The organism is Pseudomonas petroselini, assembly GCF_045037875.1.
Classification (GTDB): domain Bacteria; phylum Pseudomonadota; class Gammaproteobacteria; order Pseudomonadales; family Pseudomonadaceae; genus Aquipseudomonas; species Aquipseudomonas petroselini.
On record NZ_CP173614.1, the window covers coordinates 5915611 to 5933321 of the forward strand.

Genomic DNA, 17711 nt, shown 5'->3' on the forward strand with positions numbered 1-17711 from the left:
ACAGCGTGCTAAAAAAATTCTCTCGCGGCAGGGTTCAAGACTCCACCATCGCCATCGCCTCTTCCACATCCACCGCCACCAAACGCGAACAGCCCGGCTCGTGCATCGTTACCCCCATCAACTGATCAGCCATTTCCATGGCGATCTTGTTGTGGGTGATATAGATGAACTGCACGGTCTGGGACATCTCTTTGACCAACCGCGCGTACCGTCCAACGTTAGCGTCATCCAGCGGAGCGTCAACTTCATCGAGCATGCAGAACGGCGCCGGGTTCAACTTGAAGATGGCAAATACCAGGGCCAATGCGGTCAGGGCTTTCTCGCCGCCGGACAACAAATGGATGGTGCTGTTCTTCTTTCCCGGAGGCCGCGCCATGATCGTTACCCCTGTATCGAGTAGATCTTCGCCCGTCAGTTCCAAGTAAGCGCTGCCACCGCCGAAAACTTTTGGGAATAAGGCCTGTAAACCGCCATTAATCTGATCAAAGGTATCTTTGAAGCGGTTACGGGTTTCCTTGTCGATCTTGCGGATCACGTTCTCCAGGGTGTCCAGGGCCTCCACCAGGTCGGCGTCCTGGGCATCCAGATAACGTTTACGCTCGGATTGCTGCTGGTATTCGTCGATGGCGGCGAGGTTGATCGCGCCGAGGCGTTGGATACGTGCAGCAATGCGCTCAAGTTCTTCTTCGGCGTCTTTCTCGTTGGCCTGGGCGGTCAGCGTATTGAGCACGCCGTGCAGGTCATAGCCGTCTTCCAGCAATTGGTCTTGCAGGGTCTTGCGGCGCACGGTCAGGGCTTGCCATTCCATGCGCTGTTGTTCGAGCTGGCCGCGGATCAGCTGGGATTGCTGCTCGGCCTGGGTCCGGCGTTTTTCGGCGTCGCGCAGTTCGCGGTCGGCGTCTTCCAGGGCGATCTGTGCGGTCTTGAGTTCTTCGTCGACGGTCATGCGCTTGTCGAGCAACTCTTCGAGCTTGAGGCGCAACTCTTCCAGCGGCGCCTCGCCTTCTTCCAGGTTGAGGCTCAGTTGCTCGCGCTTTTCGGTCAGGCGCTCGGACTGCATCTCCAGGCGCTCAAGGGCCTGGGCCGTGGACGCGTGCTGGGCCTTGAGCGACCCCAAGCGTACCGCCAACTGGTGAGCGTGGTCCTTGTGCTGCCGCGCTTCCTGGCGCACGCGGTCAAGGCGCTCGCGCAGGCTGTCGCGCTGGGCCAGCAGCAATTCGCGCTGCTCGGTGTCCAGCGCCATGCTGTCGAGGGCTTCCTGCAACTGCAGGCGGGCTTCGCCGATCTGTTCGTGTTCGAGGGCGCGTTGCTCGCCCATCTCGGCAACTTCTTCGTCCAGACGGGTGCGGCGCAGGGTCAGTTGCTCGACCTTGGCTTTGCTCGCGGAGAGCTGGGCTTTCAATTCGCCTTGCTGGCGCGCTTCGTCCTGCAACAGGCGGCGCAGGTGTTCACGACCGGTCTCTTGCTGGCGCTGGGTGGCCCGCAGGGTTTGCAGTTCGGTTTCCAGGCTCTCCAGCGTGGCTTCGCGCTCTTCACGCTCGGCGATCAGGTTGACGATTTCCTGGCCACGGGCCAGAACACCGCTTTCCGCTTCACTGGCGCGCCGTACGCGCAGGAAATGGCGCCCCACCCAATAGCCGTCGCGGCTGATCAGGCTTTCGCCGGCCGCCAGTTGGCCGCGCTGGGCCAGGGCCTGCTCAAGAGATTCGACCGGTTTGACTTGGCCGAGCCACGGCGACAGATCAATCGCCGCCTCAACTTTATCCAGCAAACTGCCCGGCACCCGCGCGCCGTCAGCGGCCGGGCTGAGCAAACGCAAATCGCCCTGGGCAAAACCGGTCAGGTCAAAACCGCCAAAATCGTCCACCAGTACGGCTTGCAGGTCGGCGCCTAAAACGGTCTCTACCGCCAGCTCCCAACCGGCTTCAACTTTTAATCCTTCAGCCAGGCGCGGGCGTTCGGCCAGGTGCTGGTCGCGCAGCCATTCGGCGGTGCCGGTGCCTGGGTCCAAAGCGGCTTGCTGCAACGCCTCAAGGGATGCCAGGCGGCCATTGAGCCGCTGCAAATCCCCCTGGGCCTGTTGCTGAGCCTGGGTCGCCTGTTGCAGTTGCTGACGCAATTGCTCCAGGCGCTCCACTTGTTGTTCTTCGCTGGCTTCCAGTTCCTCCAGCGTCATTTCGCTTTCGGCCAGTTGTTCGCTCAGCTCCATGATCGCCGCGTCTTCCGGCTCGGCGGCGAGCAACACGCGCTCTTCCTGCAGACGCCGCTGGCGCTCGGCCAGGCGCTCCATGCTGGTTTCCAGCTGTTGGATGCGTGACTGCTGCACCTCGGCCTGGCGGCGTGGTTCGGCGGACTTCAGGTTGAAGGTATCCCACTGTTCCTGCCAGCCGTGCATCGTGGTTTCGGCTTCTTCCAGAGCGGCGGCGGCTTCTTCGGCGGCGGCGCTGGTGAGTTCCTGCTCGGGCGTGAGCATGTCCAGCTCTTCGCCGAGGGTCAGCAGCAAGGTGCGATCGTGGCCCAGGTGCGATTCGGTTTCCAGGCGCGCGCGTTCGGCTTCCTTCAGGTCATCCTGCAATTGGCGCAGGCGCTGCTGACCGTGCTGGATGCTCTGCTCCACGCGAGCAATGTCGCCACCCACCGAATAGAAACGGCCTTGCACCAGATTGAAGCGCTCGGACAGGTCATGGTGGCCGTCACGCAGGCGCTCGATGCTGGCGTCGGCATTGCGCTGCTCGGCCACCAAGGCTTCAAAGCTGATTTCCTGGGTGCCAATGATCGCTTCGCGCTGCCCCACCTGATCATTCAGCGCCTGCCAGCGCAGGGCCGAGAGTTGCGCCTTGAGCTGGCGCTCCTCGCCTTTGTATTCCTGGTACTTCTCGGCGGCCTGGGCCTGGCGGTGCAGGCGCTCCAATTGGCGCTCCAGCTCTTCACGCAGGTCGGTCAGGCGGGCAAGGTTCTCGTGGGTGCGGCGGATACGGTTTTCGGTCTCGCGGCGGCGCTCCTTGTACTTGGAGATACCGGCCGCTTCCTCGATAAAGTTACGCAGGTCTTCGGGCTTGGCTTCGATCAGCTTGGAGATCATGCCCTGCTCGATGATCGAGTAGCTGCGCGGGCCCAGGCCGGTGCCGAGGAAGATATCGGTGATGTCCCGACGGCGACACTTGGTGCCGTTGAGGAAGTAGCTGTTCTGGCTGTCGCGGGTCACTTTGCGGCGGATCGAAATTTCCGCGTAGGCCGCGTACTCGCCGATCAAGGTGCCGTCGGAGTTATCGAACACCAGTTCGATGCTCGCCTGGCTCACCGGCTTGCGGCTGGTGGAGCCGTTGAAGATGACGTCGGTCATCGACTCGCCACGCAGGTTTTTAGCCGAGCTCTCGCCCATCACCCAACGTACGGCGTCGATGATGTTCGACTTGCCGCAACCATTGGGCCCGACCACCGCCGCCATGTTACTGGGGAAGTTGACCGTGGTCGGGTCGACGAAGGATTTAAACCCCGCCAGTTTGATGCACTTGAGCCGCACGCTTAGGCGTCCGCCAACGCAGCGATGACCAGCGAGGAACTGCGCTGGCAGTAAGCCGACAGCACGAGGCGAATCTGCGGCAGGTCACGGGCGAGTACGGCGGCGAGCAGTTGCTCGAACAGCGCCAGGTACTCGCTCATGGACGCCTTGCGTTGATCCAGGGCCAGGTAATAGGCACGGTTCATCGCCGGCTGCAGGTTCTCGACCGTCTCCTGCAGATACGGGTTGTTGGCGAAGGGGTAAGCGGCGCGCATCACATTGAAGCACTCTTCGACGAAGGCGCGGATGTCCTGGCGCTCGAAATTGGTCACCAGGCGCTGTTGGATCTGCACAAAGGGCGCCATGTCCACCTGGGTCTGCCAGCCTTGGGCAACCGCATTGCCCAGGAGGATGTACAACTCGCTCATCAAGGTGCACAGGCTCTGCACTTTGTGCGCGGTGAGTTCGGTGACGTGGGCGCCACGGCGCGGCAGGATCGCGATCAGGTGACGGCGCTCGAGGATCAGCAAGGCTTCGCGCACGGAACCACGGCTGACATTGAGTGCCAGCGTGACCTTTTGCTCCTGGATCCGCTCCCCAGGCTTGAGATCGCCGCGAATGATGCGTTCGGCGAGGTGGTGAGCAATTTGCTCGGCGAGACTGTCCGGCGCCTTGAACGTCATGTTTTCCCTTCAAAATCTTCTATCGGTACAAGCGCGGCAGTGTAGCGCATTGGCCCGCTGATGGCGCTACGCCCACGGCGGCGAATTTGGCATGAAATAAGCAACGTTGAACACCCAAAAGCCTTTAAAAACACCGGTTCCAGAAGACTGAACCATAATTGAAAGTGTTGTGACTGCATTTTCTTGACCCTTAAGTCAGAAAACCATTGACCGAAAAGTCAGACATGACTAGATTCGGCGCAAAGCGGTTAACAACAATAATGAGTCTGCGAGGCCTTCCGTGATCCAGTTTTTACTTAACCAGGAACTCCGTAGCGAGCACGCCCTGGACCCCAACCTGACCGTGCTCAACTATTTGCGTGAGCACCTGGGCAAATCCGGTACCAAGGAAGGCTGCGCGAGCGGCGATTGCGGTGCGTGCACTGTGGTGGTCGGCGAACTGCACACGGATGACCAAGGCACCGAGCAGATTCGTTATCGCAGCCTCAATTCCTGCCTGACCTTTGTGTCATCGCTGCACGGCAAACAACTGATCAGCGTCGAAGACCTCAAGCACCAGGGCCAACTGCACAGCGTGCAACAGGCCATGGTCGAGTGCCACGGGTCGCAATGTGGCTTTTGCACCCCCGGTTTTGTGATGTCATTGTTTGCCCTGCAAAAGAACAGTGACGCCCCTGACAGCCAGAAAGCCCATGAAGCCCTGGCCGGCAACCTGTGCCGCTGCACCGGTTATCGCCCAATTCTCGCCGCCGCCGAGCAGGCCTGCTGCAACAAGCCCCAGGACCAGTTCGACAGCCGGCAAGCTGAGACCATCGCCCGCCTTAAAGCCATCGCGCCGACGCAAACCGGTGAACTCAACAGCGGCGACAAACGCTGCCTGGTGCCGCTCACCGTCGCTGACCTGGCCGACCTCTACGACGCCTACCCGCAAGCCCGCCTGCTGGCCGGTGGCACCGACCTGGCGCTGGAAGTCACCCAGTTCCACCGCACGCTGCCGGTGATGATCTACGTCGGCAACATCGAAGAAATGAAGCGCATCGAACACTTCGACGACCGCCTGGAAATCGGCGCCGCCGCCGCCCTCTCCGACTGCTATACCGCCTTGCACCACGCCTACCCGGACTTCGGCGAACTGCTGCACCGCTTCGCTTCCCTGCAGATCCGCAACCAGGGCACCCTCGGTGGCAACATCGGCAACGCTTCGCCGATTGGTGATTCGCCGCCGCTGCTGATCGCTCTCGGCGCGCAGATTGTGCTGTGCAAGGGCGAGACACGCCGCACCCTGGCGCTCGAAGACTACTTCATCGACTACCGCGTCACCGCCCGCCAGGACAGCGAGTTCATCGAGAAGATCATCGTGCCCAAGGGCCACGCGTTGTTCCGTGCCTACAAGGTGTCCAAGCGCCTGGACGATGATATTTCCGCCGTCTGCGCCGCGTTCAACCTGAAGATCGACAACGGCGTGATCCGCGAGGCCCGCGTTGCATTCGGCGGCATGGCCGCCACGCCCAAACGCGCCAAAAGCTGCGAAGCCGCCTTGGTCGGCGCCACGTGGAACACCGCCACCGTGGAGAAAGCCTGCGCCGCCCTGGCCGAGGATTTCACCCCGCTGTCGGACTTCCGCGCCAGCAAGGAATACCGCCTGCTCAGCGCGCAGAACCTGCTGCGCAAATACTTCATCGAACTGCAAACGCCGCACATCGAGACTCGGGTGACCGCTTATGTCTAACCATCACGCCGTCGTTAAAACCCAGGCCGAGCTTGCCGAGCTGTTCGCCCAAGACCTTACCTCCGGGGTCGGCCGCAGCGTCAAGCATGACAGCGCTGCCAAACACGTGTCCGGTGAAGCGCAGTACATCGATGACCGCCTGGAATTCCCCAATCAGTTGCACCTGTATGCGCGCATGTCCGACCGCGCCCACGCGAAAATCATCAGCATTGACACCGCGCCCTGCTACGCCTTCGATGGCGTGCGCATTGTCATCACCCATGAAGATGTGCCGGGCCTGAAAGACATTGGCCCGTTGATGCCCGGCGATCCGTTGTTGGCCATCGACACCGTGCAGTTTGTAGGTCAAGTGGTGCTGGCGGTGGCCGCCCGCGACCTGGAAACCGCACGCAAGGCCGCGATGGCGGCGGTGATCGAATACGAAGACCTGGAACCGGTGCTGGACGTGGTCGAGGCCTTTCGCAACAAACATTTCGTGCTGGACAGCCACACCCATCAGCGCGGAGATTCGGCCGGCGCACTGGCGACCGCGGAAAATCGTATCCAGGGCACGCTGCACATCGGCGGCCAGGAACACTTCTACCTGGAAACCCAGATCTCTTCGGTGATGCCCACCGAAGACGGCGGCATGATCGTCTACTGCTCCACGCAGAACCCCACCGAAGTGCAGAAGCTGGTGGCCGAAGTGCTGGACGTGTCGATGAACAAGATTGTGGTCGACATGCGCCGCATGGGCGGCGGTTTCGGCGGCAAGGAAACCCAGGCCGCCAGCCCGGCATGCCTGTGCGCGGTGGTGGCGCGCCTGACCGGCCAGCCGACCAAGATGCGCCTGCCGCGCGTCGAAGACATGTTGATGACCGGCAAGCGCCACCCCTTCTACATCGAATACGACGTGGGCTTCGACGATAGCGGCCGCCTGCACGGAATCAACCTGGAACTGGCGGGTAACTGCGGCTGTTCGCCGGACTTGTCCAACTCGATTGTCGACCGCGCGATGTTCCACGCCGACAACTCGTATTACCTGGGTGATGCCACCGTCAACGGTCATCGCTGCAAGACCAACACCGCCTCCAACACCGCCTATCGCGGCTTCGGCGGCCCGCAAGGCATGGTTGCCATCGAGGAAGTGATGGACGCCATCGCCCGTCACCTGGCGCTCGACCCGCTGGCGGTGCGCAAGGCCAACTATTACGGCAAGACCGAGCGCAACGTCACTCACTACTACCAGACCGTCGAGCACAACATGCTCGAAGAGATGACCGCCGAGCTGGAAGCCAGCAGCCAATACGCCGAGCGCCGCGAAGCCATCCGCCTGTACAACACCCACAGCCCGATCCTGAAAAAAGGCCTGGCGCTGACCCCGGTGAAATTCGGTATTTCGTTTACCGCCAGCTTCCTCAACCAGGCCGGCGCGTTGATCCATATCTACACCGACGGCAGCATCCACTTGAACCACGGCGGCACCGAGATGGGCCAGGGCTTGAACACCAAGGTCGCGCAGGTGGTGGCCGAGGTGTTCCAGGTCGAAATCGACCGCGTGCAGATCACCGCCACCAACACCGACAAGGTGCCCAACACCTCGCCGACCGCGGCGTCCAGCGGTGCCGACTTGAACGGCAAGGCCGCGCAGAACGCCGCCGAAACCATCAAGCAGCGCCTGGTGGAGTTCGCCGCCCGCAAATACGACGTGAGCGAAGCCGATGTGGAGTTCCGCAACGGTCATGTGCGAGTGCGTGAGCAGATCCTGTCCTTCGAGGCGCTGATCCAGCAGGCGTATTTCGCCCAAGTCTCGCTGTCGAGCACCGGGTTCTACAAGACCCCGAAAATCTTCTACGACCGCAGCCAGTCACGGGGTCGGCCGTTCTATTACTACGCGTTCGGCGCGGCGTGCTGCGAAGTGATCGTCGACACCCTCACCGGCGAATACAAGATGCTGCGCACCGACATCCTCCACGACGTGGGCGCCTCGCTGAACCCGGCCATCGACATCGGCCAGGTCGAAGGCGGCTTTATCCAGGGCATGGGCTGGCTGACCATGGAAGAGCTGGTGTGGAACAACAAGGGCAAGCTGATGACCAACGGCCCGGCCAGCTACAAGATCCCGGCAGTGGCAGACATGCCGCTGGACCTGCGGGTGAAGCTGGTGGAAAACCGCAAGAACCCCGAAGACACGGTGTTCCATTCCAAGGCCGTGGGCGAGCCGCCGTTCATGCTCGGGATTGCATCGTGGTGCGCGATCAAGGATGCGGTGGCGAGCTTGGGTGAGTATCGCCATCAGCCCAAGATTGATGCGCCGGCGACGCCGGAGCGGGTGTTGTGGGGTTGCGAACAAATGCGCCAATTGACTGTGGCGAAGGTGGTTGAGGCTGATACCGAGATGGCTTCGCTTTAGATCGAGGCGCTGCCATCGGGGGCAAGCCCCCTCCCACACTGGAATGTATTCGCAGCTCTAAATGTGGGAGGGGGCTTGCTCCCGATGACGGCCGAACTGACAACAGAAATGTTGAGGTAAACATGAACAATTGGATCAGCGCCCTCGCCGACTTGCAAAACAGCGGCGAACCCTGCGTCCTGGTGACCATCATCGAAGAGCTCGGCTCTACACCGCGCAATGCCGGTTCCAAGATGGTGATCAGCGCCACACAGACCTTCGACACCATCGGCGGCGGGCACCTGGAATACAAGGCGATGCAGATCGCCCGCGACATGCTCGTGCGTGGCCAGCAGAATACCCACCTGGAGCGCTTCAGCCTGGGCGCGAGCCTGGGCCAGTGCTGCGGTGGCGTGACCGTGTTGCTGTTCGAACCCATGGGCCAAGTGCAAGCGCAGATTGCCGTGTTTGGCGCCGGCCACGTGGGGCGTGCCCTGGTGCCGTTGCTGGCAAGCCTGCCATGCCGGGTGCGCTGGATCGATTCGCGTGACCAGGAGTTTCCGGAACAGATCCCGCAAGGCGTGCGTAAAATCGTCAGCGAAGAACCGGTCGACGAAATTGCCGAATTGCCGGTGGGCAGTTACTGCATCGTCATGACCCACAATCACGCGCTGGACCTCGAACTGACCGCCGCCCTGCTCAAGCGCAATGACTTTGCCTACTTCGGCCTGATCGGTTCGAAGACCAAACGCGTCAAGTTCGAACACCGCCTGCGCGATCGTGGCTTCGACGCCGCGCAATTGCAACGCATGCGCTGCCCCATGGGCCTCACCGAGGTGAAGGGCAAGTTGCCGGTGGAGATCGCCATCTCCATCGCCGGCGAAATCATCGCCACTTATAACGCGAATTTCGGCCAGCACACTGCCGGCGCCGAACCCATTGCCAAACTGCTTGTGGCTTCGCGCCGCAGCCAAGCTTTGACTTCTTTTGCCAAGAATTGAGACGACCATGCCTTTGACCCGCAAAGCCTACCGTGCCGCCCTTCTGCACAGCCTCGCCGACCCCGCTGAAGTGGGCATCGAAGCCTCCTACGAGTATTTCGAAGACGGCCTGCTGGTCATCGAAAACGGCCAGATCAGCGCCGTCGGCCACGCCAGCGACTTGCTGCCGACCCTGCCCGCCGATATCGACATCACCCATTACCAGGACGCGCTGATCACCCCCGGCCTGATCGACACCCATATCCACCTGCCGCAAACCGGCATGGTCGGCGCGTATGGCGAGCAGTTGCTGGATTGGCTCAACACCTACACCTTCCCGTGCGAAAGCCAGTTCGCCGACAAGGCGCACGCCGAAGAAGTCGCGGATATTTTCATCAAGGAACTGCTGCGCAACGGCACCACCACCGCGTTGGTGTTCGGCAGCGTGCATCCGCAATCGGTGAATGCGTTTTTCGAAGCGGCCGAAAAGCTCGACCTGCGCATGATCGCCGGCAAGGTGATGATGGACCGCAACGCGCCGGACTATCTCACCGACACCGCCGAATCCGGCTACCAGGAAAGCAAAGCACTGATCGAGCGCTGGCACGGCAAGGGCCGCCTGCACTATGCGGTGACGCCACGCTTTGCGCCGACCAGCACGCCGGAGCAACTGGCGCTGGCCGGGCAACTGCTGGGCGAATACCCGGATCTGTACATGCAGACGCACATCAGTGAGAACAAGCAGGAAGTGGAATGGGTGAAGGAACTGTTCCCGGAGCGCACGGGCTACCTGGATGTGTACGACCACTATAAACTGCTGGGCGAGCGCTCGGTGTTTGCCCATGGCGTGCACCTGTGTGATGACGAATGCGCACGGCTGGCGGAAACAGGTTCGGCGATCGCGTTCTGCCCAACCTCGAACTTCTTCCTCGGCAGCGGTTTGTTCAACCTGCCGATGGCTGAGAAACACAAACTGAATGTGGGCCTGGGCACTGACGTGGGCGGCGGTACCAGTTTTTCGCTGCTGCAAACCCTGAACGAAGCCTACAAAGTCATGCAGTTGCAGGGTGCACGGTTGAGCCCGTTCAAATCGCTGTACCTGGCCACCCTGGGCGGTGCGCGGGCGCTGCGGTTGGAAGACAAGATCGGTACGTTGCAACCGGGCACGGATGCGGACTTTCTGGTGCTGGACTACAACGCCACGCCGCTGCTGAGCTACCGCCTGAAGCAGGCGAAGAACATTGCCGAGACGTTGTTTGTGTTGATGACGCTGGGGGATGATCGGACGGTGTTGCAGACGTATGCAGCCGGGCAATTGGTGCACCAGCGCTAATTCCACAAACACCCTAAAACAAATGTGGGAGGGGGCTTGCCCCCGATAGCAGAGTGTCAGTCTCTGGATTAATTGACTGATGCACCGCTATCGGGGGCAAGCCCCCTCCCACATTGTTGGTCGTATTTACAACTTTATGGACGAACGCCCCGGCTTCTTGGTCTGCAACAAATGCGAGAACACCGCATGCAAATCATCCGACGCACTTTCCTCATCGAGGTTGAGCTTGCTGTCGATATGGTCCATGTGGTGCATCATCAGGTTCACCGCCAGCGCCGCATCCCGTGCTTCGATCGCATCGATCAATTGGGTGTGTTCATCGTAAGAACAGTGCGAGCGGTTGCCGCTTTCGTACTGGGCGATGATCAATGAGGTCTGGGACACCAGGCTGCGCTGGAAGCTGATCAAGGGCGCGTTCTTCGCCGCTTCGGCCAGCTTGAGGTGGAATTCGCCGGAGAGGCGGATACCGGCACCGCGATCGCCACGGGAGAAGCTGTCGCGCTCGTCATTGACCATCTGACGCAGCTCGGCCAGTTGTTCGGCCGTTGCATGCTGCACCGCCAATTCAGTGATCGCCCGCTCCACCAGACGCCGCGCGAGGAACACTTGGCGCGCTTCCTCGACGCTCGGGCTGGCCACCACCGCACCGCGATTGGGCCGCAGCAACACCACGCCTTCATGGGCCAGGCGCGACAGGGCGCGGCGAATGATGGTGCGACTGACGCCGAAAATTTCGCCCAGAGCCTCTTCACTCAACTTGGTACCGGGTGCCAGGCGTTGTTCGAGGATCGCCTCGAAGATATGCGCGTAGACGATATCGTCCTGGGTTCCGCTGCGACCGGCCTTGCCGGCTCGCGGTTGTTTCTTGAGAGGTTGCAACTGTTCGTTCATGGGCACTCGGGTTTGGAGAACGGCGGCGAATTAACGGTAATACGGCAACGGCGTGTCGCTGGCAAGTATCACCTAAAAACAGGGCACATTGTACACAACCGGATGCGCCAACACACTGTACGGCTGTTTGCGGCGCCGGCTGTATTGCAATGACTTGTCAGGTTTGAGTTTAGGCTTGAATCCGTGCCGTCACCGGCAAACTTCCAGGTAAAAGGAACACCGCTCCATGACCGACGCCACCCAAGCGCCTTTGCGCCCGCTGGCCGACACTTCTGCGTCGGCCGTCGTCGCCGGCTTCATCGCCATGATGACCGGCTACACCAGCTCCCTGGTCCTGATGTTTCAGGCCGGACAGGCCGCCGGTTTGACTACGGCGCAGATTTCTTCCTGGATCTGGGCGATTTCCATCGGTATGGCGGTGTGCAGCATCGGCCTCTCGCTGCGCTATCGCACGCCCATCACCATCGCCTGGTCGACGCCGGGCGCAGCGCTGCTGATCACCAGCCTGGGCGGTGTGAGTTATGGCGAGGCCATCGGCGCCTACATCACCTGCGCCGTGCTGGTGACGATTTGCGGGTTGACCGGCAGCTTTGAAAAACTGGTCAAGCGCATCCCGGCATCGCTGGCAGCCGCCTTGCTGGCGGGGATTCTGTTCAAGATCGGCAGCGAGATCTTCGTCGCCGCGCAGCATCGCACCGGGCTGGTGCTGGGGATGTTCTTCACCTACCTGGTGATCAAGCGCCTGTCGCCGCGTTATGCGGTGCTGGCCGCGCTGCTGATCGGTACCGCCTTGTCGGGGTTGATGGGGCTGTTGGACTTCAGCGCTTTTCACCTGGAAGTGGCGACGCCGGTATGGACCACGCCACACTTCTCGTTGGCGGCGACCATCAGCATCGGCATCCCGTTGTTTGTGGTGGCGATGACGTCGCAGAACATGCCCGGCGTCGCGGTGCTCAGGGCCGACGGCTATAACGTGCCCGCCTCACCCTTGATCACCGCCACGGGCCTGGCCTCCCTGGTGCTGGCGCCCTTCGGCTCCCACGGCATCAACCTCGCGGCGATCAGCGCGGCGATCTGCACCGGGCCGCATGCCCATGAGGACCGCAACAAGCGCTATACCGCGGCGGTGTGGTGCGGGGTGTTCTACGGGATTGCAGGAGTGTTCGGCGCGACCTTGGCGGCCTTGTTCGCGGCCTTGCCCAAGGAACTAGTGCTGTCGATTGCAGCGTTGGCGTTGTTTGGCTCGATCATCAATGGCTTGAGTATCGCCATGAATGAGCCGAAGGAACGGGAAGCGGCGCTGATCACCTTTATGGTCACGGCGTCTGGCTTGACGCTGTTTTCCATCGGCTCGGCGTTCTGGGGGATTGTGGCGGGGGTTTTGACACTGCTGATTCTGAATGGGCGCAAGGCATAAAAAAACGGCGACCCTGAGGTCGCCGTTTTTTTAGTATCACTTAGCCGCGTTGATCGGCTTTTCCGGATACCAAACGTCCAGCAGCGGGCTGACTTCAGCGCTTTTCAGTTCGCTGCGGCCTTTGAGCCAGCTTTCAACAGCTGCGCGCTGTTCTTCGTTGACCGAGCCACGCTTCTGCAGGCAAACCAGACCGAAGTCATCGCCGCCGACATAGCCCAGACCATTGGCTTCCATGGCTTCTTTGATGAATGCTTCGAGGAAAGCATCGGTAGCTTCTTCACTCAGGCCTTCTTTGAAGTCCAGGTTCAGTTCGAAACCCAGCTCTTGAAATTCATCAACGCACAGTTTTTTGCGCAGACGCTGGGAACGGTTAGTCGCCATTGGAACAATCCTCATAAGTAATAACGGGCGGCACTTTAGCAGTTTAAGGCGGCGATTGCCCGACTCTCTGGGACAGGCGGCCATTTACTGGTAAAAAAAACGCCCATTACCCGCTATCGTTCAGCTACAAGTGGCTACGCCTTGGGGCATAATGCCGACACTTTCATGACCATTGAGGGATTTTCTTATATACCCCTCGCCTTTTTCACCCTCCTCAGCAGTAGGGTTTTACTTCTTATGATCAAATCTTTGCGCTCCGTACTACTTGCCGGTTTTCTCCTTCCACTGGCTTTTTCCACCTCCGCTGCCCCCGTCAATAACACCCTGCCACCGAATGTTCAGCAGGCGCTTGCGAAAGCCAAGCTGCAAAACACCGCGCTGTCCCTGGTGATGATCCCCCTGAACGGCCCCGGCACGCCGACCGTGTTCAATGCCGACGTGTCGGTGAACCCGGCCTCGACCATGAAGCTGGTTACCACCTATGCGGCCCTGGAAATGCTCGGCCCCAACCACCAGTGGAAAACCGAGTTCTACACCGACGGCACCCTCAGCGGTGGCGTGCTGCACGGCAACCTGTACCTCAAGGGCGGCGGCGACCCCAAGCTGAATATGGAAAAACTCTGGCTGCTGATGCGCGACCTGCGCGCCAACGGCGTGCAGCAGGTCACCGGTGACCTGGTGCTGGACCGCAGCTTCTTCAACCAACCGCTGTTGCCCGAATTCAATGACGATGGCAACGACGAGAACAAGCCCTTCCTGGTCAAGCCGGACGCGCTGCTGGTCAACCTCAAGGCCCTGCGCTTCGTGACCCGCAATGATTCCGGCCGGGTGCTGGTGTCGGTCGAGCCACCGATTGCGAGCATTCGCATCGACAACCAGGTCAAGGTCTCCAACGCCAAGCAGTGCACCGGCGACGTGCGTTACAACCCGGTCACCGCCGCCGATGGTAGCGTGACGGTGACGGTCAGCGGCCAGTTGGCCGATGGCTGCAGTTCGCAGACCTATCTGTCGTTGCTGGATCACGCCACCTACACGGCCGGTGCCGTCCGGGCGATCTGGAAGGAACTGGGCGGTACCATCCAGGGCCGTGATATCCAGGCGCCGGTGCCCAAGGATGCCAAAGTGCTGGCTCGGGCGTTTTCGCCGGACCTCGCGGAAATCATCCGCGACATCAACAAATACAGTAACAACACCATGGCCCAACAGCTGTTCCTGAGCCTGGGTGCGCAGTTTCGCAACGATGCCGACGGCGACGATGCCAAGGCCGCGCAACGCGTAGTGCGCCAGTGGCTGGCGAAAAAAGGCATCACCGCGCCGCACCTGGTGATGGAGAACGGCTCCGGCCTGTCACGTGCCGAACGGGTCAGCGCCCGCGAGATGGCCGCCATGCTGCAAGCGGCGTGGAAAAGCCCTTACGCGGCGGAGTACATCAGCTCGATGCCGATTGCCGGCACTGACGGCACCATGCGCAAACGCCTGAAAACCACCGCCATGCGCGGCGAAGCCCACGTCAAGACCGGCACCTTGAACACCGTGCGCGCCATCGCCGGGTTCAGCCGTGACAACAACGGCAACACTTGGGCCGTGGTGGCGATCCTCAACGATCCGAAGCCATGGGGTGCTTCGTCGGTGCTGGATCAGGTGCTGCTGGATTTATATCGCCAGCCAAAGGCAGTGGCGGCCGCTCCGGTCCTCTGAAACCGAGTGAGCAACTGTGGTGAGCGGGCTTATTGTGGTGAGCGGGCTTGCTGTGGTGTGCGGGCTTGCTGTGGTGAGCGGGCTTGCCCCGCGCTGGGGTGCGAAGCAGCCCCAAAGCAGGCGCTGAGAAAAACCTGATTCACCGCAGTGTTCTTATTGGGGCCGCTTCGCGCCCCAGCGCGGGGCAAGCCCGCTCACCACCACAATCCAGTGCATCACACACAATCCCGAGCACCACAACAATCCCGCGCATCAAACAACAGGGCCGGTCAGCAAACCGGGGGCGCTTCGACCCGGTCGCGGCCGCCCTGCTTGGCCACGTACACCGCCGAGTCGGCGCGCAGCAACAGCCCGTCGATACCTTCATCCACCCGCCAACTGGCCACGCCAAAGCTGGCGGTGACAATGCCGACCGGCTCCATCGGCGCACTGCGCAGCGACGCCCACAACTCCGTCGCCAGGCTGTAGGCCTGCTCGCCGTCCGTGTGAGGGCACAGCACCATGAATTCCTCACCGCCCAGGCGGCAGAACACATCGGTGCGGCGCAGGCGCTGGCTGATGCGTTTGCACAGCTCCTGCAACACCCCATCGCCAACAGCATGCCCATGCTGATCGTTGATACGCTTGAAGTGATCGATATCAAGCATGATCACCGACAATGCCCCCGAGGTGCGGTTGAGCCTCACCATCTCGGCCTTGAGGCGATCCTGGAAATAGCGGCGGTTGTGGATACCGGTCAATGAGTCGGTGATGGACAGCGCGCGCAGCTCTTCCTCCACCCGTTTGAGATCGGAAATATCCGACACGTAGCCATGCCACAACGTGCCGCCTGCGGGTAACTCTTCCGGCGTCGCCTCGCCACGAATCCAGCGCAGGCCGCGTTGCGGCAACTGCACCCGGTACTCCTCGCGCCAATGACTCAACTGCAATGCCGACAAGCGAATCGAGGCGCGTACCCGTTCCGCGTCCAGCGGGTGAATACGCTCGAAGACCTTCTTCGCATCCTGCTGCAACACACCGGGCTCGATTTCATAGATGTCGCGCATGCCATCGCTGGCGTAGATGAATTTCCAGTTGTCCTGGGGCTCCAGGGTGAACTGGAAGATTCCGCCGGGGACATGGGCGCTGAGCTTTTTGAGCAGGCGATCCCTGGCAGCCAAGGCCTCGTAAGCGCGCTTTTGTTCGGTGATGTCCAGGTAAATCGCCAGGTGACCGATCCACAAACCATGGTCGTCCAGCAACACCGTGGCCAACATGTTCACCGTCAATGGGCTGCCGTCTTGGCGGATCAGGGTCCATTCACGGGCTTCGTGCAGGTTGTCAGGGCTTTCCACCAGCATGGCCTGGCTCGCCGGAATACGCTTGCCCAAGGCCACACTCAAGCTGGCCGCACGCACTTCCAACTCCGTCCCCAGGTGCAGGCTTTCCAGGGTATATGTCCCCACCACGTGCTCGGCCTGGAACCCCAGCATCTGTTCCGCACCGGCATTGAAGGTGTTGATGATGCCGCGCAGGTCGGTGGCAATAATCGCCACCTGCGTGGCCGCGTTGAGCACGCTGCGCAACTGACCATGGGCACCGCGCAACTCCTGCTCGCGCAGACGCAGTTGTACGGTACGTTGCTCAACCAGTTTCAACGCGCGCTGGCGTTGGCTCACCAGCATATAGAGCAAGGCGCTTAGCAGCAGGCTGAGCAGGCCGCCCATGGTCAAGACGGTGGACAGCGAAGAGTGGTTCGCTTGGTCGAACACCTGGCTCGGACGCAGGCTCAAGGCGTACACGTGATCGCCCAAGGTGAGTCGACGCGCGCCGACTAGGTCACTGTCGGACACAACCGTGCCGGACTCGAAGAGCACGCGCTTTTGCAGGTCGGAGGTATCGACTATCTGCATCGTCAGGTTGTCCCGGTCGGGCTTGGGCAAACCGTCGGCCACCAGCTGACGCATGCTGATCACCGCCATCACGTAGCCATAGGGCTCATTCTGGGACTGTTCGTAAGTGGGCAGGCGGCTCACCGGCGCGACCAGTAAAACCCCGGTGGAATAAGCCGGCTCGACCCCCACTAATTGCATCGGCTGAGAGACCGCCAGCTTGCCGGTCTTCTGCGCACGCTCAAGGGCCGAGCGCCGCAGCGGCTGGGCCAGCAGATCAAAGCCCAGCGGTGCCCCCAGCAAGCTTTGAGTCTGGCTGTACAGCACCGGCACGTATTCATCGCGCTCGGGCGCAGGCGCCAGTTCACCGGCCGAATTCAATTCACGGATAACAAAGGGTGTGCCGCGCTGGTCGGACACCGTCTGCTCAAATTGCTCGCGCTGCTCGCGATACACGCGGGGCGCCCAGGAGTAAGCGCGGGCGCGCAACAACAAGGGCAGGGCAAACCCTTCGAACTCTTCACGGGACACCTCGTCGGAATTGACGAAGAAACGCCGTAGGCTGTTGAGGCGTTGCTCCTGGTCTTCGAAGCGTTCCTGCAAGCGGGTATAACGCTCGTTGACCAGCAACTGAAAGCGCTGGCGCACCTGTTGCTGATAAAGGTCGGACGCGGCCCAGGCGACGATTGCCGTCAGGGTAAACCCTGCCAGCAACACCACCAATGCCACCAGCCAAGCCGACGCCTGCTCACTGATAAAGCCTAGGATTTTCGGGCGAACGGCTTGCAACGGCATAGGCAACACTCACAACGCCAGCCTGCGGGGGGTGTCACTTTGGCTAGGTCTTAAGTTATA

At 61.1% G+C, this 17711-nt stretch carries 11 protein-coding genes; 6 read left to right on the top strand and 5 right to left on the bottom strand.

Annotation, left to right across the window (positions count from 1 at the left end):
* Positions 1-34: 34 nt before the first annotated feature.
* A complete protein-coding gene (gene smc / locus ACI512_RS27240) occupies positions 35-3523 on the bottom strand; it encodes a chromosome segregation protein SMC (RefSeq protein ID WP_236379492.1) in 3489 nt (1162 codons plus the stop codon).
* Between the two features lie 2 nt (positions 3524-3525).
* Positions 3526-4185 carry a GntR family transcriptional regulator gene (locus ACI512_RS27245; RefSeq protein ID WP_015885327.1) on the bottom strand — a complete coding sequence of 220 codons (660 nt, stop codon included), beginning with the start codon at positions 4183-4185 and terminating at the stop codon, positions 3526-3528.
* Between the two features lie 280 nt (positions 4186-4465).
* On the opposite strand from ACI512_RS27245, the gene xdhA reads away from it, so the two are divergent.
* The 4 genes from xdhA to guaD all read left to right on the top strand — a co-directional run bounded on the left by xdhA (position 4466) and on the right by guaD (position 10598).
* A complete protein-coding gene (xdhA, locus tag ACI512_RS27250; RefSeq protein WP_405121436.1) occupies positions 4466-5914 on the top strand; it encodes a xanthine dehydrogenase small subunit in 1449 nt (482 codons plus the stop codon).
* The gene (gene xdhB / locus ACI512_RS27255; RefSeq protein ID WP_236379493.1) at positions 5907-8306 is read left to right on the top strand and encodes a xanthine dehydrogenase molybdopterin binding subunit; all 2400 of its coding nucleotides are present in this window, start codon (positions 5907-5909) and stop codon (positions 8304-8306) included. The genes xdhA and xdhB overlap by 8 nt, the downstream gene beginning before the upstream one ends.
* 122 nt (positions 8307-8428) lie before the next feature.
* On the top strand, positions 8429-9286 hold the full coding sequence (gene xdhC, locus ACI512_RS27260) for a xanthine dehydrogenase accessory protein XdhC (protein WP_236379494.1): 858 nt from the start codon (positions 8429-8431) through the stop codon (positions 9284-9286).
* 7 nt (positions 9287-9293) lie between these two features.
* Entirely contained in the window at positions 9294-10598 is a 1305-nt protein-coding gene (guaD, locus tag ACI512_RS27265; protein ID WP_064052654.1) for a guanine deaminase, read from the top strand.
* Positions 10599-10724: 126 nt separating this feature from the next.
* Here guaD and ACI512_RS27270 read toward each other — a convergent pair whose 3' ends face one another.
* Positions 10725-11489, bottom strand: coding sequence for a GntR family transcriptional regulator (locus tag ACI512_RS27270; protein WP_015885332.1), 765 nt, complete (start codon positions 11487-11489; stop codon positions 10725-10727).
* Between the two features lie 226 nt (positions 11490-11715).
* Between ACI512_RS27270 and ACI512_RS27275 the strand changes: the two genes are divergently transcribed.
* The gene (locus tag ACI512_RS27275; protein WP_015885333.1) at positions 11716-12906 is read left to right on the top strand and encodes a benzoate/H(+) symporter BenE family transporter; all 1191 of its coding nucleotides are present in this window, start codon (positions 11716-11718) and stop codon (positions 12904-12906) included.
* A 36-nt stretch (positions 12907-12942) separates the two neighbouring features.
* On the opposite strand, the gene ACI512_RS27280 is transcribed toward ACI512_RS27275, so the two are convergent.
* Positions 12943-13287, bottom strand: coding sequence for a YggL family protein (locus ACI512_RS27280; protein WP_046036418.1), 345 nt, complete (start codon positions 13285-13287; stop codon positions 12943-12945).
* Between the two features lie 237 nt (positions 13288-13524).
* Here ACI512_RS27280 and dacB point away from each other — a divergent pair, with 237 nt between their 5' ends.
* Positions 13525-14985 carry a D-alanyl-D-alanine carboxypeptidase/D-alanyl-D-alanine-endopeptidase gene (gene dacB, locus ACI512_RS27285; protein WP_015885335.1) on the top strand — a complete coding sequence of 487 codons (1461 nt, stop codon included), beginning with the start codon at positions 13525-13527 and terminating at the stop codon, positions 14983-14985.
* Positions 14986-15254: 269 nt separating this feature from the next.
* Here dacB and ACI512_RS27290 read toward each other — a convergent pair whose 3' ends face one another.
* Entirely contained in the window at positions 15255-17651 is a 2397-nt protein-coding gene (locus tag ACI512_RS27290) for a GGDEF domain-containing protein (protein ID WP_236379496.1), read from the bottom strand.
* Between the last annotated feature and the right edge of the window lie 60 nt (positions 17652-17711).